This window comes from Vreelandella azerica, from assembly GCF_013112225.1.
Lineage (GTDB): Bacteria > Pseudomonadota > Gammaproteobacteria > Pseudomonadales > Halomonadaceae > Vreelandella > Vreelandella azerica.
The window spans coordinates 376,399-395,720 of the sequence record NZ_JABFHI010000001.1; the positions used below are offsets into that span (position 1 = coordinate 376,399).

10 protein-coding genes and 6 pseudogenes are annotated in these 19,322 nt (G+C 55.3%); 8 read left to right on the forward strand and 8 right to left on the reverse strand.

From position 1 onward, the window contains the following. Nucleotides 1–15 precede the first annotated feature (15 nt). From hflD to HLB35_RS01840, 4 genes and pseudogenes are all read right to left on the reverse strand, one after another. Nucleotides 16–656, reverse strand: a pseudogene (gene hflD / locus HLB35_RS01825) (high frequency lysogenization protein HflD). Next, nucleotides 653–1,765, reverse strand: a complete 1,113-nt coding sequence (gene mnmA / locus HLB35_RS01830; protein WP_171701283.1) for a tRNA 2-thiouridine(34) synthase MnmA — start codon at nucleotides 1,763–1,765, stop codon at nucleotides 653–655. The pseudogene hflD and the gene mnmA overlap by 4 nt, the downstream one beginning before the upstream one ends. Nucleotides 1,766–1,908: 143 nt before the next feature. Beyond that, a complete protein-coding gene (locus HLB35_RS01835; RefSeq protein ID WP_171701284.1) occupies nucleotides 1,909–2,361 on the reverse strand; it encodes an NUDIX domain-containing protein in 453 nt (150 codons plus the stop codon). After that, nucleotides 2,358–2,954: a pseudouridine synthase gene (locus tag HLB35_RS01840; RefSeq protein ID WP_171701285.1), complete on the reverse strand. Its 597-nt coding sequence runs from the start codon at nucleotides 2,952–2,954 to the stop codon at nucleotides 2,358–2,360. The genes HLB35_RS01835 and HLB35_RS01840 overlap by 4 nt, the downstream gene beginning before the upstream one ends. 253 nt (nucleotides 2,955–3,207) lie before the next feature. Between HLB35_RS01840 and HLB35_RS01845 the strand changes: the two are divergent. From HLB35_RS01845 to clpA, 3 genes and pseudogenes are all read left to right on the forward strand, one after another. Continuing rightward, nucleotides 3,208–5,444, forward strand: a pseudogene (locus HLB35_RS01845) (NADP-dependent isocitrate dehydrogenase). 308 nt (nucleotides 5,445–5,752) lie between these two features. Then, on the forward strand, nucleotides 5,753–6,085 hold the full coding sequence (gene clpS / locus HLB35_RS01850) for an ATP-dependent Clp protease adapter ClpS (RefSeq protein ID WP_171701580.1): 333 nt from the start codon (nucleotides 5,753–5,755) through the stop codon (nucleotides 6,083–6,085). Between the two features lie 139 nt (nucleotides 6,086–6,224). Further along, a complete protein-coding gene (gene clpA, locus HLB35_RS01855) occupies nucleotides 6,225–8,501 on the forward strand; it encodes an ATP-dependent Clp protease ATP-binding subunit ClpA (protein WP_171701286.1) in 2,277 nt (758 codons plus the stop codon). Nucleotides 8,502–8,718: 217 nt separating this feature from the next. Here clpA and infA read toward each other — a convergent pair whose 3' ends face one another. From infA to aat, 3 genes and pseudogenes are all read right to left on the reverse strand, one after another. After that, entirely contained in the window at nucleotides 8,719–8,937 is a 219-nt protein-coding gene (infA, locus tag HLB35_RS01860) for a translation initiation factor IF-1 (protein WP_066318014.1), read from the reverse strand. Between the two features lie 173 nt (nucleotides 8,938–9,110). Next, nucleotides 9,111–9,845: pseudogene (locus HLB35_RS01865) on the reverse strand (arginyltransferase). 46 nt (nucleotides 9,846–9,891) lie between these two features. Further along, nucleotides 9,892–10,583 (reverse strand): annotated as a pseudogene (aat, locus tag HLB35_RS18695) (leucyl/phenylalanyl-tRNA--protein transferase). A 374-nt stretch (nucleotides 10,584–10,957) separates the two neighbouring features. On the opposite strand from aat, the pseudogene HLB35_RS19080 reads away from it, so the two are divergent. Beyond that, nucleotides 10,958–14,130: pseudogene (locus HLB35_RS19080) on the forward strand (DNA translocase FtsK). 211 nt (nucleotides 14,131–14,341) lie between these two features. After that, nucleotides 14,342–14,953: an outer membrane lipoprotein periplasmic chaperone LolA gene (gene lolA / locus HLB35_RS01880; protein ID WP_235936971.1), complete on the forward strand. Its 612-nt coding sequence runs from the start codon at nucleotides 14,342–14,344 to the stop codon at nucleotides 14,951–14,953. Here the strand turns inward: lolA and HLB35_RS01885 are convergent. Continuing rightward, a pseudogene (locus HLB35_RS01885) lies at nucleotides 14,934–16,297 on the reverse strand (replication-associated recombination protein A). The gene lolA and the pseudogene HLB35_RS01885 sit on opposite strands and share 20 nt — an antisense overlap. Nucleotides 16,298–16,551: 254 nt before the next feature. Here HLB35_RS01885 and HLB35_RS01890 point away from each other — a divergent pair. From HLB35_RS01890 to trmA, 3 genes are all read left to right on the forward strand, one after another. Beyond that, nucleotides 16,552–17,097: a hemerythrin domain-containing protein gene (locus HLB35_RS01890; protein WP_171701288.1), complete on the forward strand. Its 546-nt coding sequence runs from the start codon at nucleotides 16,552–16,554 to the stop codon at nucleotides 17,095–17,097. Nucleotides 17,098–17,220: 123 nt separating this feature from the next. Further along, nucleotides 17,221–18,012, forward strand: a complete 792-nt coding sequence (gene murI, locus HLB35_RS01895) for a glutamate racemase (protein ID WP_171701289.1) — start codon at nucleotides 17,221–17,223, stop codon at nucleotides 18,010–18,012. Nucleotides 18,013–18,102: 90 nt separating this feature from the next. Next, nucleotides 18,103–19,206, forward strand: coding sequence for a tRNA (uridine(54)-C5)-methyltransferase TrmA (trmA, locus tag HLB35_RS01900; RefSeq protein WP_171701290.1), 1,104 nt, complete (start codon nucleotides 18,103–18,105; stop codon nucleotides 19,204–19,206). Nucleotides 19,207–19,322 lie beyond the last annotated feature (116 nt).

Genomic DNA, 19,322 nt, shown 5'->3' on the forward strand with positions numbered 1-19,322 from the left:
GAACCCGCCAGTGGTTTAGCTTAGATCATCCAGGGCGCGACGCATGGCCTTGCGCTGGAAAACCAGCTTCCAGCGGCGCCCACCTTGCTGATGCCACAGCAGCGCAAAGCGGATACCCGCCATCAGGCAGGCGCGCACCCGCTCCGGCATCATGCGGCTTTGCAGCATGGAGGGGTCGCCTTGCACCACGATGCGCGTCTTCAGCGTTGAAAGCGTTTCCTGATAAGCCTCCCCAGGCTGGCAATCACGTTTTCATGCGTGTTGCCAAAATGCTCGGCCTGACCCTGAATACGCGACAGCTTCTGGCCCAGTTGATCCATCATCTGATTGTCGGTGCGCACTTTGTTCATCAGCAGTAACAGGGTGAAGCCGTAACGCAACACCACAGGGTTGGCCTGCTGGCGCCCCGACAGGGCTTCCAGCGTATCCAGGCCACGACGCAGGTTGTTGGGGTGGCCACCGTAGATGGCTTCAAAGCTTTCCGGGTTGGTATCCACGGTGGCGTTGATCAGGGTGTCCCAAGCGCGTTGATCAACTTGGCCGGTGCGGGCCAGCTCATCCACCAGGCTGGCCGCCTGAAAAACACCTGCCAGCGCCAGGGTCTGGCGAGCTGCCGGGCTATCCGGGGCACGGTGAATCGGGGTCGTTGAGGTCATGCAGCCGCCTCCTGGGCATTCCAAGTTGTGCGGATGACACCGCCACCCAGGCAGATATCTCCGTCGTAGATCACCAGCGATTGCCCGGGAGTGACGGCCCATTGCGGCTCGTCAAAGTGAACCTCGGCACTGCCGTCTGGCAGGCTGCGTAAGGTGCAGGGCTGTTCTTCCTGGCGATAGCGGGTTTTGGCGGTAAACCGGCCCTGTTCTGCGGGCGCTGTGCTCGCTACCCATTCCATGGCTTCGGTTGCCAGGGCGTTGGAGTAGAGCAGAGGATGATGCTTGCCCTGTACCGCGATGAGAACGTTGCGGTTTAGGTCCTTGGCAGCCACATACCAGGGGTCTTCCGGGTAGTTGGCAAGCCCGCCAATGCCCAGGCCCTGACGTTGGCCGAGGGTGTAATACATCAGCCCCATATGCTGGCCAATGACATCGCCGTCCGGGGTTTCTATGCGCCCAGGCTGTGCCGGCAGGTACTGCTGGAGAAAGTCACGGAAACGCCGCTCGCCAATAAAGCAGATGCCGGTGGAATCCTTCTTCTTGGCGGTAATCAGGTCGTGCTGTTCGGCCAGGGCGCGTACGGCAGGTTTTTCCAGTTCGCCCACTGGAAATAGCGTACGCGCAATGGCGGCTTCAGGCACTGCGTGGAGGAAATAGCTCTGATCCTTGTTGCCATCCAGGCCCTTGAGCAGGCGTGGGCGTCCATTCTTAATACCTTGGCGAACATAATGGCCAGTGGCTATCCTGTCGGCGCCCAGTTTTTCGGCGTAGTCGAGGAAGACCTTGAACTTGATCTCGCGGTTACACAGGATATCCGGATTAGGCGTGCGCCCAGCGCGATATTCTTCCAGGAAATGTTCAAACACATTATCCCAGTATTCAGCGGCAAAATTGGCGGTATGCAGGGGAATACCCAGCTTACGGCAGACAGCCGCTGCGTCAATCAGGTCGTCTTTAGCCGTGCAGTACTCGGTGTTGTCGTCTTCATTCCAGTTTTTCATGAACAGGCCTTCGACCTGGTAGCCTTGTTCAAGCAACAACAGGGCGGAGACGGAGGAGTCGACGCCGCCGGACATGCCAACGATTACTTTGCCTTGAGTGGATGTCATGGGCATCCTCGGTTGAAAATGGTTTTATGCCATTGTGTCTACATGACGCCTTATGCAATGTCCTGATGCGACGCCTGTGTACAGCAGCATATAAATAGCCGCTCATTATACACGATGCAGACGAGCGCCTTCGAGTCTGATGGCTATTGATTTGCGGGGCCTTCATGGATCACGTCTAACGGGTAGATGCGCTTTGCCCGAGCGGCGGCGATGCGCGCCAGTACCAGCGGGCTACGCAGGCGCTGTTGCTCGCCAAGACGCCTGATGTCTTCGCCGCTCAACCAGTGAGTGGCGTGAATGTCCGGGTCCAGCGCGGTGTGCATGAATTCAGTCGGTTCGGCAATAAACCCATGGCTATGAAAGGTTAATCCTTCTGGCGTATCGAATACGTATAGCCCAAGGTAACCCGTCAAGCGCACGCACCAGGCGGTTTCTTCGGCCACTTCTCGCAAGACGGCGGCCATCGGCCCTTCCCCCGCTTCAATATGGCCAGCGGGTTGATTGAACTGCGTCGATGGGCCGCCACGTTGTTCCTCGACCATCAGAAAGCGGCCATTCTGTTCGATCACACAAGCGACGGTGGCGTGAATGCTCATGATTTTTTCCTTGTGCGGGCCTTGGCCGGGTGGCGCACCTTGTTGGCGGGCGCGTGAAGGGTTTCTTTGCGCCATTCACCCGGCTTGAGCTCATCAAGCCGCCATGGGCCAATCGCGGCGCGAATCAGGCGCAGAGTCGGAAAGCCAACATGGGCGGTCATGCGGCGTACCTGGCGGTTGCGGCCCTCGGTAATGGTCAGTTCCAGCCAGCTAGTATGCGGGTGGCGTTTGGGGTCAATCATGGGGTCGCGTGGGGCAATGGCGGGTGGCTCAACGCGTCGCGCCCTGGCCGGTTGAGTAAGGCCATCCTTTAGTTCAATGCCCTTGGTCAGAGCGCTCAGGGCGGTGTCGTCAATTTGGCCTTCCACCTGCACCCAGTAGGTTTTGGGCTGCTTGTGGCGTGGGTGAGCAATACGGTGAATAAGGCGGCCATCATCGCTTAACAGCAGCAGGCCTTCCGAGTCGTAATCCAGCCGTCCTGCTGCGTAAACGCCGGGAACATCTATAACATTGGCTAATGTGGCGCGGCCCTGTTTGTCGGTAAACTGCGACAGCATACGATAGGGCTTATGCAGTAAATATAAGGTGCTCATAATCTCTTTGGTTGGATGTCCTTGGTTTGTCGACAATCTCTCATGTGATTAGAATGCGGCGCTGCTATACTTCCAGCCAATTTTATTCAGCAGCTGCGTCTTATTGGCGCAGCCATTATGATGGTGACACACGCATCAATCGATAACCGGGAACACCATACAAACCGATCCCGTCTGCGTCGCGGCATGCTTTTCTGTCGTGCCGAGCTGGATCTTTATCACCACAGCAATAGACAAAAGAGGTTAACGCACAATGCCTACAACGCCGAAGATCATTTATACGCTTACCGACGAAGCACCTGCACTTGCGACCTATTCCTTTCTCCCGATTATTGATGCCTTCACCGACGCTGCGGGTATTGAAGTGGAAACCCGGGATATTTCCCTGGCGGCCCGTGTTCTTTCCTTGTTCCCTGACTATCTGACCGAAGAGCAGCGCATTGACGACCACCTGGCTGAGCTGGGTGCTCTGGCCAAGGTGCCAGAAGCCAACATTATCAAGCTGCCGAATATCAGCGCTTCCATGCCGCAGCTGCGCGCGGTGATCAAGGAGCTGCAGGAGCAGGGCTACAAACTGCCCGAGTATCCGGAGGAGCCAGCCACCGACGAAGAAAAGGATGTCAGGGCGCGTTACGACAAGGTCAAAGGCAGTGCGGTCAACCCAGTGCTGCGTGAAGGCAACTCTGATCGTCGTGCCCCCAAGGCGGTCAAACAGTACGCGCGCAAGTACCCGCACTCCATGGGTGAATGGAGCCAGGCATCGCGTACTCACGTATCGCACATGCATAGCGGTATTTCTATCATGGCGAGAAATCAGTGACTCTGGATCGCGCTCGCAATGTCAAGATGGAACTGATCACTGAAAGTGGCGAGACCCTGGTGCTCAAGCCCAAGGTGGTCCTTCAGGAAGGCGAAGTCATCGACAGCATGTTCATGAGCAAGAAGGCGCTGCTGGATTTCTACGAGCGCGAAATTGAAGATGCCCGCAAGACCGGTGTGATGTTCTCCCTGCACGTCAAGGCGACCATGATGAAGGTTTCGCATCCCATCGTGTTTGGCCACTGCGTCAAGATTTTCTACAAGGAAGCCTTTGAAAAGCACGGTGAGCTGTTTGAAGAGTTGGGCGTTGACGTCAATAACGGTATCGCCAACCTCTACGACAAGATCAATACTCTGCCCGAGAGTCAGCGCGACGAGATAATCCGCGACCTGCACGCCTGCCATGATGAACGCCCTGAACTGGCGATGGTGGATTCAGCGCGCGGTATTACCAACTTTCACTCGCCCAGCGATGTGATTGTTGATGCCTCCATGCCGGCGATGATTCGTGCTGGCGGCAAGATGTACGGTGCGGACGGTCGAATGAAGGATGTTAAAGCTGTCATGCCGGAGTCCACTTTCGCGCGTATTTATCAGGAAATGATCAACTTCTGTAAATGGCACGGCGCTTTTGATCCAGCCACCATGGGCACGGTTCCCAACGTCGGCCTGATGGCGCAGAAAGCGGAAGAGTACGGCTCCCACGACAAAACTTTTGAGGCGCCAGCTGCGGGTACCGCCAACATTACCGATCTTGATACCGGTGAAGTGCTGCTGTCCCAGACCGTCGAGGAAGGTGATATCTGGCGCATGTGCCAGGTCAAGGACGCGCCGATTCGCGATTGGGTCAAGCTGGCTGTTGACCGCTGCCGGGATTCCGGTATGCCGGCGGTATTCTGGCTAGACCCTTACCGCCCTCATGAAAACGAGCTGATCAAGAAGGTCAAAACCTACCTCAAGGATTATGACACTGAAGGGCTGGATATCCAGATCATGTCCCAGGTACGTGCCATGCGCTATACCCTGGAGCGCGTTACTCGTGGTCTGGACACCATTTCTGTTACCGGTAACATCCTGCGCGATTACCTGACCGATCTGTTCCCGATCCTGGAGCTGGGCACCAGCGCCAAGATGCTGTCCATCGTACCCCTAATGAATGGTGGTGGCCTGTTTGAAACCGGTGCCGGTGGTTCTGCGCCCAAGCATGTACAGCAGCTGCTGGAAGAAAACCACTTGCGCTGGGACAGCTTGGGTGAGTTCCTGGCGCTGGTTGCTTCTCTTGAGCACCTTGCCAAGCGCTTTGATAACGACCGTGCCAAGCTGCTGGCCAATGCGTTGGATGAAGCGACGGGTCAATTCCTGGAAAGCAATAAATCGCCTTCACGCAAGGTGGGTGAGCTTGATAACCGTGGCAGCCACTTTTATCTGGCGCTTTACTGGGCAGAAGCCCTGGCGGCCCAGGATGAAGACGCGGATATGAAAGCCCTGTTCGCTCGCCTGGCAGAAACGCTGAAAGCCAATGAAGAGACCATTGTCGCAGAGCTTAATGGTGTTCAGGGGCAAGCGGTTGATCTTAAAGGCTATTATCACCCGAACGGTGAGCTGGCCAATCAGGTCATGCGTCCGAGCAAAACGCTCAACGAAGCACTTGCCATGGTTGCAAACGGCTAACATTGTATTAGCCAATTGCACAGTTATTGGGCAATATGCCTGAAAACGCTGTGATACCCCTCGCTCACTTTAGTGGGCGGGGGTTTTTAATGGTAGTGCTATACTTAACCTTATATGTACAATGGCGCCTTAAGGTGTATAGTTATTGCACAAGGCTTGTCACCGGGCGCCCAAGGTAAATAATTGAACTAATGTTTCTTATGCGATTCAAACTCAGCATGTTTTCACTAACCGCCTCCACATCGTCGTCTATGACAGGCTTTCCAGTCGGCGATGAAATTGCCAGGCTGAAATCCGGCACTAGCGTGATGGCAGGTATGACACGCCCATCCCAGCCTGACGAAGATGGCGACCTAGCCGTAAAGCCTGCCGAGCCCGAGCTGGCAAAACCGCCGATGTACAAGGTGGTGCTGCATAATGACGATTACACCCCTATGGAGTTCGTTGTTGAAGTCTTGCAGAGCTTTTTCGACCTTGATCATGAAAGAGCCATTCAGGTGATGTTGGCTGTGCATACCCAGGGGAAAGCCACCTGCGGTATTTTTACCCGCGACATTGCCGAGACCAAAAGCTATCAGGTGAATGAATATGCTCGTGAATGTGAGCATCCGTTGATGAGTGATATAGAGGCGGTGGATTGATAGCGTTGAACAATTTTTTTATCCGAGGCTTGCAACCACGCACGTTGTGCCCGATGTTGAGAGTGACGGTCAATTATAGTGATTCAATCTGACCCGATAAAATCGAGCCGGTTGGGTCGAAGCGAGAAAGGGGACTGCCATGCTGAGCAAAGAACTTGAACTGACCCTGAACACGGCTTTCACCGTGGCGCGCTCAAAACGCCATGAGTTTATGACCGTTGAACACCTTTTGCTTGCGCTTCTGGACAATGCGTCAGCGGTCGATGTGCTGAAAGCCTGCGGGGCCAACCTGGATAAACTGCGGTCTGATCTACAGGACTTTATCAACTCAACCACGCCGTTAATCCCTGAAGGCCAGAGTGAGCGCGAAACGCAGCCTACTCTTGGTTTCCAGCGAGTACTGCAGCGTGCTGTTTTCCACGTTCAGTCGTCCGGTAAAAGTGAGGTCACCGGCGCAAATGTGCTGGTAGCGATTTTTTCCGAGCAGGAAAGTCAGGCGGTCTACTTCCTGAAGCAGCAAAACGTTGCCCGTGTGGATGCGGTCAACTATATCGCCCATGGCATTTCCAAAGTGGCCGGGCACAGCAGTTCTCCGTCACCATCGCCATCAGAGCAGGAAGATGGCGAAGAGGGTAGCGGCGAGATGGCATCGCATCCGTTGACAGGCTATGCCACCAACCTCAACGAAGAAGCTAAGAAAGGTAAGATTGACCCGCTGATCGGGCGTGACCATGAGCTTGAGCGGGTCGTTCAGATTCTGGCCCGTCGGCGCAAGAATAACCCCTTGCTGGTCGGTGAAGCCGGTGTGGGCAAAACCGCCATTGCTGAAGGTCTGGCCAAGCGCATCGTTGAAGAAGATGTTCCCGGGGTGATCGCCGATGCGGTGGTTTATGCGCTGGATATGGGCGCGCTGCTGGCAGGCACCAAGTACCGCGGCGACTTTGAGAAGCGTCTCAAGGGGCTGTTGGCGGAGCTGAAAAAGCTGCCCAATGCGATCCTGTTTATCGATGAAATTCATACGGTGATTGGTGCTGGCGCCGCGTCTGGCGGCGTTATGGACGCCTCCAATCTGCTCAAGCCGTTGTTGTCATCGGGTGAACTGCGCTGCATCGGTTCAACCACCTTCCAAGAATTCCGCGGCATATTCGAGAAAGACCGTGCTCTGGCGCGTCGTTTCCAGAAAGTTGATGTACTGGCGCCCTCCGTGGATGACACCATCAAGATTCTTAAAGGTTTGCGTTCGCGCTTTGAGGAGCACCACGAACTCAAGTACACCGATGCGGCACTGGAAGCCGCTGCGCGTTTGTCAGACCGCTATATCAATGACCGTTTCCTGCCGGACAAGGCAATCGATATCATTGATGAGGCCGGTGCCCATCAGCGTATGCTGCCTACTGAAATGCGCGTCGATACCATTGACGTGGATCAGGTGGAAGCCGTTGTGGCATCGGTCGCCCGCATTCCGCCGAAAAGCGTTTCAAGCTCTGACCGCAAGCTGCTTGAAAACCTTGACCGTGACCTGAAAATGCTGGTGTTTGGGCAGAACGAAGCCATTGACAGCCTGACGGCGGCGATCAAGCTTTCCCGGGCCGGGCTGAAATCTCCCGACAAGCCGGTGGGTAGCTTCCTGTTTGCCGGACCAACGGGTGTGGGTAAGACCGAGGTGGCTCGGCAGCTGGCGCATATCATGGGGATTGAGCTGGTACGCTTTGATATGTCCGAGTACATGGAACGGCATACCGTTTCACGGCTTATCGGGGCGCCGCCAGGCTACGTTGGTTACGACCAGGGCGGCCTGCTGACCGAAGCGATTACCAAGCAACCGCACTGTGTGCTGCTGATGGATGAAATCGAAAAAGCACACCCTGAAGTCTTCAACCTGCTGTTGCAGGTGATGGATCACGGACGCTTGACGGATAACAACGGCCGCGAGGCGGATTTCCGCCACGTTATTGTGATCATGACCTCCAACGCGGGCGCCGAGCAGGCTTCGCGCCGGTCAATTGGTTTCCAGACTCAGGATCACTCAACGGATGCCATGGAAGTCATTCGCCGCACCTTCTCACCGGAATTCCGCAACCGCCTTGACGGTATTATCCAGTTCAGCGAGCTGGCAACCGATGTGGTGCGTAACGTGGTCGATAAGTTCCTGGTTGAACTGCAGGCTCAGCTGGATGAAAAACGCGTTCAGCTTGAAGTGGATGAGCAAGCGCGGGATTGGCTGGCCGTTCAGGGCTACGACCCCGATATGGGGGCACGTCCGATGGCTCGTCTGATTCAGGAGAAGCTGAAAAAGCCGTTGGCCGAAATGATCCTGTTTGGTGAGCTGGCAGAGTACGGCGGCATCGTGCATGTCAGTCTTGAAAATGGTGAGCTGCATTTATCCACCGAACCCGAAATGGCTGATGCGCCCTAGATAGCGGACGCGCATCAATAAACGCCTTTCCAGGCACAAAAAAGCGCCCTGTCAATGACGGGGCGTTTTCGTCTTAAGACGCAGAATTCAAAACCATCAGGCTATGTCTCTTTATCCAGCATGAACGTCATTTTGGCTAAGCAACACAAGATTGCCCAGTTCTGCGACCAGGTGTTCGTGCGACGTAAAGTAGTGTCAGCTACAGAGTAAATAGCTATTAGCGCGAACGGTAGACGATCCGTCCCTTGGAAAGGTCATAGGGGGTCAATTCAACCTTGACCTTGTCGCCGGTCAGAATACGAATATAGTTCTTACGCATTTTGCCAGAGATGTGAGCAGTGACCACGTGGCCGTTTTCCAGCTCAACACGGAACATGGTATTAGGTAGGGTGTCAACGATGACACCATCCATTTCAATATGGTCTTCGCGTGCCATATAGGCAGATCCTCGCTTGTAGTGCTTTAAGTGAATACCGATCAAGTACTGAACTCAGTACGTCGATAGAGACAATCGGTATTTGCCCTAATGGGCATTAACAGCACTATATTGTGCCGCAAGCCCACCAACAAGGCAAAAAAGCTTTACTTTTTTGCCCACAAAAAAGCACTTCAGATGATCAGGGGCTGCCAATGACGGCCACTAAGCACTTCTACTGGCGAGAAATGCTGCTTATAGTTCATTTTGCGGCATTCTTCAATCCAGTAACCAAGGTAAAGGTGAGGCACCCCCTGCGTTCTTGCCATTTCAATCAATTTTAAAATGGCAAACGTGCCCAGCGAACGTTTTTCAAAGGCTTCGTCTGTCGCAAAAAAAGGTGTATATCGCTGAAATGCCGTGTTCCAGTTGGTCAAAAGCAGCCACGGCTACCAGAGTCTCGTTGAGGATGAACTCCAGCAGGAAGGCATAGGGTTCATTGAGTGTCAAAAAGTACGGTACTGCTCGTGGCTGGGAGGATACATATCGCCGTCGGCATGACGTTGGCAGATGTAGTCCGCATACAGAGCGTAGTGGCGGCTGTTGAAGCAGGCGTTAACGACCCTGGTCTGAAGGTCGGCATTGCGGCGCAGCAGCTTGCGCTGGGTGCGGTTGGGTTCAAAGCGCTCAACCGGAATACGAACAGAACGGCAGGCATTACAGCCTTCACAGTGTGGGCGGTATAGGTGCCGCCCGCTACGCCGAAAGCCGAGCAATGAGAGCGAATCGTAAACGCCAGGCAGCGGGGCCTCCTGAGGGTCCAGAAAGAGGGTGGTGGCCTCGCGTCCAGGCAGGTAGCTGCAGTCATGTGGCACTGTTAAAAAGAAGCGCAAATCCCTCACGGGTCGACGTGGCGTGTTGCTGCTCACGGTTGGCCTCCTGACGATGAATGAGTGTAACGATCAGTGCGACAGATTATCTTACGTTGCGTATCAGCGCTTGGTTGTCCGGCGCCGCGAGGGCCTCAAGCCATCTTGAAGGCGGAACCTTTGGCGCTTCCTTCCGCACCGAATAGAGTTCGAAGTCTCTTTCCGGTAAGCATAGCCCAAGATATTTAATGAAGCTTGCGCGGGAAATGGTTTCAGCGCCCATATTGGCAAGATGCGCCGTATGCATCTGGCAGTCAATCAGCGTTCCACCGCCCTGGTGCATGGCGGCTGACAGATAGGCGAGAGCTACCTTTGAGGCGTCCGTTTGGCGTGAAAACATCGATTCGCCAAAAATATCGGCCCCATGGCAAGGCCGTAAAGCCCGCCGACCAGAGCGTTGTCCTGATACACCTCAATGCTGTGCGCGATTCCAGCCTGGTGCAGGCGCGTATAGGCAGTGAGCATGTCATCAGTAATCCAAGTGCCGCCTCCATCCTGACGCGGTGCGGCGCAGGCCAGCATGACTCTTTCAAAGCATTGGTCCAATGTGACCGTGAAACCGCCGTTGCGCAGGCGTTTAGTGAGGCTGCGTCTTTGCCTGAAATTTTCAGGGTAGAGCACCATTCTGGGGTCTGGGCTCCACCACAGGATAGGGTCGCCAGCGCTGAACCAGGGGAAGATCCCCTGGCGATAGGCGCTGACCAGCCAGTCAGGTGTTAATGCACCACCAGCTGCCAGAAGGCCATCAGGGGTGTTGAGTGCCATGGACACATCGGGAAAATACGGTGTTGCGCTGTCCAGCCAAGGCAGCATAAGGGTTCCTTGCAATAAGCAAATAAATCAACAGATCCTGATCTCTGTTATTCTCAATACCAATTGTCAACAGTAGTAATCGCCCCTGTGACGGCAGAAAGATGCTCGGTATGATGGCATATCGTAAGCGCCAATGGGCGATCTGAAAATCTCACACACTATATAATATACGCTGTTGTTAAACTGCCAGAAGAGAGTGTTCCGGTTACGGTATCCATTCTCAATAGCATTTATTGCTACAGCCCTGAAAAGTCATCTTGCAGGCTGTGGTTGTCAGTCAGGTATGAAGGGAGAATTGCTTGAACGTGAAAAAGACTGTTAACAGGCAAAAATCGCAGGGCTCAGGCGAACCTCGTAAAGCATCGTCTGAGCGCGTCAATGTGGCGAAGGCCAAAGCAAAGGCGGGAGCCAGGCATGTCGGTGTGCGTCTGCAGGGCGTGGCGCGTGAGGCTGTGGTCATTGTGCTGCTGGCACTGTGCGTATTTTTACTTCTGGCGATGCTCAGCTATCACGCTGGCGACCCCGGCTGGTCTTATCGCGGTCCTGAAACTGAGGTTGCTAACTGGATGGGCGCCTTGGGTGCCTGGCTGGCGGACGTTATGTATTCCTTGCTGGGAACTAGTGCGCTGTGGTTTCCAGGGGTATTAGGCTTTGCTGCCTGGTGGTTAATGCGTTCACGTCAGGTCACCTTTGAGCTGGATATGCTGGCATTGGCCGTGCGCGTTGCTGGTTTTGTCATGTTGCTGTTGGGCACCACTCTGCTGGGAGCGCTGCATTTCTACAGCCCGGATAGCATGCTGCCTTACGGCGCTGGCGGCATTCTCGGTGAAGGCCTGGTGACCACTCTGATGCCGATACTCAGCCATTCAGGCGTGGGGCTGGTGGCCGCGGCCCTGGTACTGGGCGGTTTTCCGATCCTTACCAGGGTGTCGTGGCTCGACCTGACGGATGAAGTAGGGTTTCAGGCATGCCGACTAGGGCGCTGGGTGCACCAATTGCTGGGGGGCTGGACGACAAGCGTCGCGAGCATCAGGCCAAGCGCAGGCCGCATCTGAGTGACTACGACGAGGAGCCTGAAACGCCTGACACCTATCAGCAATCCACGACTGATGATCCTGCACCTGCCAAAGCGCCGAGTGCGCACCGCGAGCCTCATGTCTCCTGGGGAACAGCCGCTGCGGGTGCCAGTGCTGCCGGTGGTGCCTGGGCGGCTACGCGACTGACAGCCTCTCGGCATGCAGAGCCGGATCTTTCGGCTGAAAAATCGCCAACGCCAACCACTTCTGAAGACTACCCATCCTTCAGCGCCGTAGAGCGTCCTGTTGAAAGCCCTCTCGACAGCGATATGGACAGCGATGTAAACGACATTGAAAATAATGCTGCTGACAGCGCTCCAGAGCAGCCGCTGTCGGCCATTCATCCGGCTGCTTCTGCGCCTCGCGAGGAGGTACCTGCCAAAACGCACGGGCGTATTGAGCCAAGGCTCAGTCCCGAAGCTGAACCTGAACCAATGCCAGTGCCAACGCCAGAGCTTGAGGCAACGCCTGAAGCAATGTCAGCTCCAGAACCAGAACCAGAACCAGAACCAGAATCAGAACCAGAACCAGAACCAGCTTCTGAGCCTGAACCAAGGGAAGCGGTCGAAAAAGCCTCTGAACGACCTGTGCCTGAAAGGCGTGTACCGGAAATTGTCCCGGAGCCGGTGCTGGAAGACGAGCCTGAATGGCCGCCTGGGTTGGAATCGGCCTTTGCAGCTAAGCCGCAGGCGGATGCACCACCGAAAATGGATGAACCACAGAAAATGGATGAACCCGCCCAGGCAGCGCCATCACCAGCGACGGAAACACCTGTTTCCTCATCAGCATCAACACCAGCCGATGGCCCGGCGGACGATGAAACCATGACGCTGTGGACGGTTGAGCATCTGCAAAATCAGCGGCCAGTGCTGGAAGGCATGCCGGAGCCTGATGGGGACGTGCCTAGCCTGCGTCTGCTGACGCCTCCTGAGCCCCAGAAACCTAACTACAGTGAACAGCAGTTGGCGGATATGGCGGAACTTCTGGAAATCCGCCTGAAGGAATACGGCGTCAAGGCTGAGGTCGTGGATACCTGGCCAGGGCCGGTGATTACCCGCTTTGAAATCAAGCCGGCCGCTGGGGTCAAGGTTTCCAAGATCACTAATCTGGCCAAGGATCTGGCGCGCTCGCTGATGGTGAAAAGTGTCCGTGTGGTGGAAGTGATTCCTGGTCGTCCGACCGTCGGTATTGAAATTCCTAACCCCAATCGTGCCATGATCCGCCTGCGCGAAGTGGTTGACTCTGATCTCTACCAGCAGGAGACCTCACCGCTGACCATGGCGCTGGGCCAGGATATCGGCGGTGGCCCTGTGGTGGCGGACCTGGGCAAGATGCCTCACCTGCTGGTGGCGGGTACAACGGGCTCAGGTAAGTCGGTGGGGGTCAATGCCATGCTGGTCTCGATGCTGCTAAAAGCGACACCGGACGAGCTGCGCCTGATTATGGTCGACCCCAAGATGCTTGAGCTATCCGTATATGACGGTATCCCACACCTTCTGGCGCCGGTGGTCACCGATATGAAAGAAGCCGCCAACAGCCTGCGCTGGTGTGTGGCCGAAATGGAGCGCCGCTACAAACTGATGGCGGCAATGGGGGTGCGTAACATTGCTGGCTTCAATTCCCGCCTGGATGAAGCTGAAAGGGCGGGTGCTCAGGTAGCTGATCCACTGTGGGAACCTCAGCCCTGGGAAATGCATCAGGCGCCCCCGGTGCTGGAAAAACTGCCTTATATTGTGGTGGTGATAGATGAATTTGCCGACATGTTTATGATAGTGGGCAAGAAGGTGGAAGAGTTGATCGCCCGCCTGGCGCAGAAAGCCCGTGCCGCCGGTATTCATCTTATCCTGGCCACTCAGCGGCCCTCTGTGGACGTAGTGACCGGCCTGATCAAGGCCAATATACCGTCGCGCATGGCGTTTCAGGTCTCCTCGAGGATTGATTCGCGGACAATCCTTGACCAGGGCGGCGCTGAGAGCCTGCTAGGCCATGGTGATATGCTGTATCTGCCTGCAGGCTCTGGGCCTCCCAGCCGCGTCCACGGCGCTTTTGTCGATGATGATGAGGTTCACCGCGTGGTGGAGGACTGGAAGCTGCGTGGAGAGCCTGAGTACATTGAGGAAATACTGACGGGTGGCGTATCAGCAGATGCGCTGGCGGGGCTTGAGGCAGAAGGTGCCGATGGTGACGATGCCGAGCAGGATGCTCTTTACGATGAGGCTGTCCAGTTTGTAACAGAAACCCGTAAAGCTTCGATTTCTGCCGTTCAGCGTCGTTTCAAGATTGGTTATAACCGCGCAGCGCGCCTGGTGGATGCCATGGAAAGTGCCGGTGTGGTGTCTTCCATGGGGTCCAATGGTCAGCGTGAAGTGTTGGCTAATGCCCCCACGGGCCTCTGATCTTCCAATCGTGCAAACACCAAGAAAACCACGCCGCAGGTGAAACCTTGCGGCGTGGTGTGCGTCTGAGACCACAACAACCTTATTGGGGATGAATGCTCATCCCGTCAGGCAGATAAAGGAAATCGCTATGAATCGCACAGATACGCCTGTTGTGGCACACACGTCGGAAAATACTGCTTCAGTTAGCCGTCAGCGCTCCTTTGGGCTAATGCTGGCAGCTAGCGCCCTGGGCTTGATGGTCAGCCCGGAAAGCTGGGCGCAGGATGCCGCTGAACGCCTGAGCGAGCGGCTGGAGCCGCTGGAAACCTATCACGCCAGCTTCGAGCAGAAGATTCTGGATAGTAGCGGTGACCACCTGCAGGAAGCGCAAGGTGAGATGTGGCTGGCGCGCCCTGGCCTGTTACGCTGGGAGGTCGATGCCCCTTACGCACAGACCGTCATGTCAGACGGTGAAGAGGTCTATCTTTATGATCCTGATCTTGAGCAAGTGACGGTTCAGGCTGTTGATGAACGCATCACTCATACGCCGGCGTTGCTAATTTCCGGCAATATTGATGATCTAACGGCAAGTTACGATGTGCACTACGAAAATGGCGATGAAGATATTTTTACCCTGGTGCCCTCAACCCCTGACACCTTGTTTGAAGAGCTGAACCTGATGTTTGAAGGTGAAACCCTGACCGAGCTGTGGATGACTGACAGTACCGGTCAACGCACGGCGATTATTTTCAGCGCCATCCGTCAGAACAGTGAGATTGACGATGAACGCTTCACCTTTGAAATCCCGGAAGGTACAGATGTTATTCGTGAGGGCCGTTAGGGCCTGCTGAAGTTTCACTTTTGTCAGCCTCCTCGTCTCGGCCCTTGCGCCACGCCATGATGTCGGCAAAGCGCTTTTCCTGACCGTGGGGGCTAGGCTGATAGAAGTCTTCGCGGCTCAATGATGCAGGCCAGCAATCATGGCTACTACCGGCCGGGTAGCCCTCCGGCTCGTGGTGGGCGTAGCGATAACCCTGACCGTGCCCCAATTGCTCCATTAAACGGGTGGGTGCATTGCGCAGATAGCTGGGCACTTCAAGTTCGGGCGTTTGGCGCACATAGCGTTGAGCGGCTTTCCAGGCCTGGTCAATGCGGTTGCTTTTCGGGGCGACGCACAGGTGAATCAAGGCGTGGGCAATCGCTCGCTGGCCCTCGTAGTCTCCCAATCGTAAATAGGCATCCCAGGCGGCCATGACCAGAGGCAGGGTGCGGGGGTCAGCATTGCCAACGTCTTCGGAGGCAATGGCAGCTAATCGGCGTACCACATCCAGAGGGTCGCCGCCGCCCTGGATAAAACGCGCCATATACAGCAAGGCCGCGTTGGGCCGAGAAGAACGCACTGATTTATGCAGCGCCGATAACAGGTCGTAATAGGCATCACCCTGTTTGTCAAAGGCGCTGGCCTGATGCCCCAGCACGTCTTTTAATGCCTCTGGGCCAAGGTGTTCCTGGCCTTGCTGCGGTTGGGTGAAATCACACGCCGTTTCCAGCAGCCCGAGCGCCCGGCGTGCATCGCCTGCGCTGGCGCGGGCCAGCATTTCAAGCACCTTATCCGCCACCTGAATGTTTCTCTGGCCAAGGCCTCGTTGTGGGTCAGCCAGTGCCTGATGTAGCACCTCTATGAGCTCGCTCTCACTCAATGGCTTGAGCACATACACCCGCGCTCGGGAAAGTAGGGCTGAATTTACTTCAAACGACGGATTTTCGGTGGTGGCACCGATCAGGGTCAAAAGGCCGGATTCAACATGCGGTAGCAGGGCATCCTGCTGGGACTTGTTAAGACGGTGAATCTCATCCAAAAAAGAATCACCGCTTCTCCAGGCCGCTGCCGGGCACGCTCTACAACGTTGCGGATGTCCTTGACTCCCGCCATTACAGCGCTAAGCGCTTCCAGATGCGAATCAGCAGCGCGTGCCAGTATTTCCGCCAGGGTGGTTTTACCAACCCCAGGCGGGCCCCATAGAATCATGGAGCGAATCACCCCGGATTCGGCCATTTGGCGTAGTGGTTTGCCTGTGCCCACCAGAGCCTGCTGGCCGATATAATCATTCAGAGTGACAGGGCGCATGCGGTAGGCTAACGGGGCGTCACTGGCTGAGTCACTTGTCTGGGCAAACAGGTCCATCTCGGCTCCCTATGTGGGTGTGAACAAAACGGCGGTTGTCATTGTCCCTAGACAGCCAACATTGTTAACGAGGGCTGTATCAGGCTACTGTATTCGTTATTTTCTACAAAGCCCTGCTAGACTGCTTGTGTTTTACCTGATGGTAACGAAATCTAATAATAACGCTGGTACATCAGGACTTGCTTTTTCCAGCGATGATCGCGTGTCACTGTTCACACTCCAGCGGCAAGCCTGAGATAAGAGGAGGCGGCAACATGCTAAACCAATTGCGTTTGGATCATGCCAATATGGCGCGAATGCTCCACGTTCTGCAGCTTAAACAGAAAAAGCTTGAAAAGGGTGAGCGTCCCAATTTTCAGCTAATGCGCGAAGTAGTGGACTATATTCTGGCTTATATGGAGGATTTTACGGCGCCACTGGAACGCGTATTTGTCGAGCGTTTACAGGCTAAAGCGCCGGATCAGGTCTCGCAAGTTGAGAACATGCTAAGCGACTATCGGGAGCTCAAGCCGCAGCTTGAGAAGCTTTCTGCGGATATTGACACCGTCCTGATGGACATGGTGTTACCTATGGATCGTTTCGCTGAAGACCTAAAACAGTATCTGGCAGCTCATCGCGCCTATCTGCGTCAGGAGCGTGAAGCCCTCTTCCCGCTGGTTGAAAAGCACTTTGCTGAAGAGGATATCGATGCTCTGCGCCAAGCGTTACCGGAGGGTGCAGAAAAAGAGTTGGAACGTCTGCAGCAGGCATACCCAGAACTGTATGCCGAACTAAAAGGTGCTGAAGTACCGGTTGTTTAAATGGTAGTGAACACATCAGCCCCATGAGAGCCCCTATCGACACTCTCAAGGCTGACAACGGAGCGTGCTACACTTGGCCGCTCCGTTTTTTTATACGTCCGTAGCTGATAAGGGCAAGCTGTCATGACCGGCCCCATTTTAATCTTTGACTCAGGCGTGGGCGGCCTCTCGGTCGCTTATGCGTTGCGCTGCGCCTACCCTGAAGCGGCCTTCTGTTATGCCTGCGACAATGCCTGGCTGCCCTACGGCGTTCGCCAGGATGCTGAGCTGACCGCACGTATTGTCGCGGTGTGTCTGGCGGCTGTGGAGGCCTGTCAGCCGAGCGTGCTGGTGGTGGCCTGCAACACGGCCAGTACGCTGGCATTGGAGCAGCTGCGTTCGGCGCTGAGTATTCCTGTGGTCGGCACGGTGCCTGCCATCAAACCGGCTGCCAACCTGTCAAAAAGTCGTCATATTGCACTCCTGGCCACCTCGGCAACGGTAAGGCGTCCCTATACCCAGCAGTTGATTGATAACTTTGCCAAAGATTGCCGGATTACGCGTGTCGCAGCCGATGGCTTGGTGGTGGAAGCCGAACGTTGGCTAAGCGGTAATCCACCCAGTCAGATGCGTTTGAACGCCCTAATGGCCCCGTTATGGCAAGCGACTGATGACACACCCCCGGTGGATACCGTGGTGCTTGGGTGTACCCATTTTCCATTAATGCTGCCCTGGCTGGAAGCGTTGTCGCCTGTGGAGCTGAACTGGGTAGATTCGGGCGCCGCGATTGCTCGGCGGGTGGGTCAAGTCAGTGAGACATTTAACACAGGCCGGCGCGACAACCGTAGTTTTACCACGGCAACAGCAAAGGGCTTACAGGCAGGATTGGCCGATTATGGTTTCTCAGCGCCTGAGCTTTTACGACTGAAAAGCTGATGCCCTGATGCGGTGTACCAACTAGGCGTTTATTCATCTATTCGTCAGCATCACCTACCAATCATTACCAGACTAAAAAGGAGCTTATCTTTGGCAATCCCAGTGGTTGAGCCCGAACGCTATAGCGAACAGTTGAATGCCAAGCGCGAAACCCTTGAGGCGCTGCTGGCCGAATTCTCGCCTCCGCCGGTGGAGGTTATGGAGTCGCCACCAGGCTATTATCGTCAGCGCTGCGAATTCCGCATCTGGCATGATGGCGACGACCTGTTTTACGCCATGTTTGAGGTGGACCCTGAAAACCCAGCCAATAAAGCGGTGGTCAGGCTGGATCAGTATCCGGTGGCCAGTGCCCAGATAAATGCCTTGATGCCCTTGCTACGCAATGCGTTTCTGGCCAGCCGTGAGCTACGTCATCGCCTGTTTCAGGTCGAGTTCCTGACCACTCTATCCGGTGAAGCACTGGTGACGCTTATCTACCATCGCCCGCTGGGTGATGCCTGGGAAGAAGAGGCGCGCGCACTGGAAAAAGCCTTAGGCATCATGATTATTGGTCGCTCGCGCAAGCAGCGTAAGGTGCTGACCCGTGACTACGTATGGGAAAAACTTGAGGTTGATGGCCAGCAATGGCATTACCAGCAGGTTGAAAACAGCTTTACCCAGCCCAACGCCGAGGTCTGCCAGAAAATGCTCAGCTGGGCGCGTTCAGTGACTGCCGGAAGCCAGGCAGGCGATCTGGTTGAGCTATACTGCGGTAATGGCAACTTCACTGTGGCGCTGGCGGAAAACTTTCGTCGGGTATTGGCGACCGAAATTTCACGCACCTCAGTGGCCAGTGCCAAGGTTAACTTTGCCGCAAATGAAATCACCAATGCCCAGGTGGTCAGGATGTCTGCGGAAGAGTTTTCCCAGGCGCTCAAAGGGGAAAAAGGCGGGCGGCGCGTTTCTGAAATGGCGTTGGATGACTATCAGTTTTCAGCCGTTTTGGTAGACCCGCCTCGCGCCGGGTTGGATGAGGCCAGCTGTCATCAGATCAGCGCTTATCCGTCGATTGTTTATATTTCGTGTAACCCTGCGACACTGGCGGAAAATCTGGCCATACTGATTCAGACGCATCGCATAGAACGCTTGGCATTGTTTGACCAGTTTCCGTTCACGCAACATATGGAGGCAGGTGTGCTGTTAGCTCGTCGTTAGCGCGTGTCGTCAATACAGTATGAATATCTATTACACAATGAACAGGTTACTCAGCGAGGGCTGGCCAAGGTGTAGTTGGCTATTTAGAGGTCGCTAATGGTCATCCAGTCGTAAAA

Coding starts and splice junctions, on each gene's coding strand:
- mnmA (WP_171701283.1), bottom strand. CDS start 1,765: ATGACATCCACTCAAGGCAAAGTAATCGTTGGCATGTCCGGCGGCGTC.
- HLB35_RS01835 (WP_171701284.1), bottom strand. CDS start 2,361: ATGAGCATTCACGCCACCGTCGCTTGTGTGATCGAACAGAATGGCCGC.
- HLB35_RS01840 (WP_171701285.1), bottom strand. CDS start 2,954: ATGAGCACCTTATATTTACTGCATAAGCCCTATCGTATGCTGTCGCAG.
- clpS (WP_171701580.1), top strand. CDS start 5,753: ATGGCAGGTATGACACGCCCATCCCAGCCTGACGAAGATGGCGACCTA.
- clpA (WP_171701286.1), top strand. CDS start 6,225: ATGCTGAGCAAAGAACTTGAACTGACCCTGAACACGGCTTTCACCGTG.
- infA (WP_066318014.1), bottom strand. CDS start 8,937: ATGGCACGCGAAGACCATATTGAAATGGATGGTGTCATCGTTGACACC.
- lolA (WP_235936971.1), top strand. CDS start 14,342: ATGCTGGCAGCTAGCGCCCTGGGCTTGATGGTCAGCCCGGAAAGCTGG.
- HLB35_RS01890 (WP_171701288.1), top strand. CDS start 16,552: ATGCTAAACCAATTGCGTTTGGATCATGCCAATATGGCGCGAATGCTC.
- murI (WP_171701289.1), top strand. CDS start 17,221: ATGACCGGCCCCATTTTAATCTTTGACTCAGGCGTGGGCGGCCTCTCG.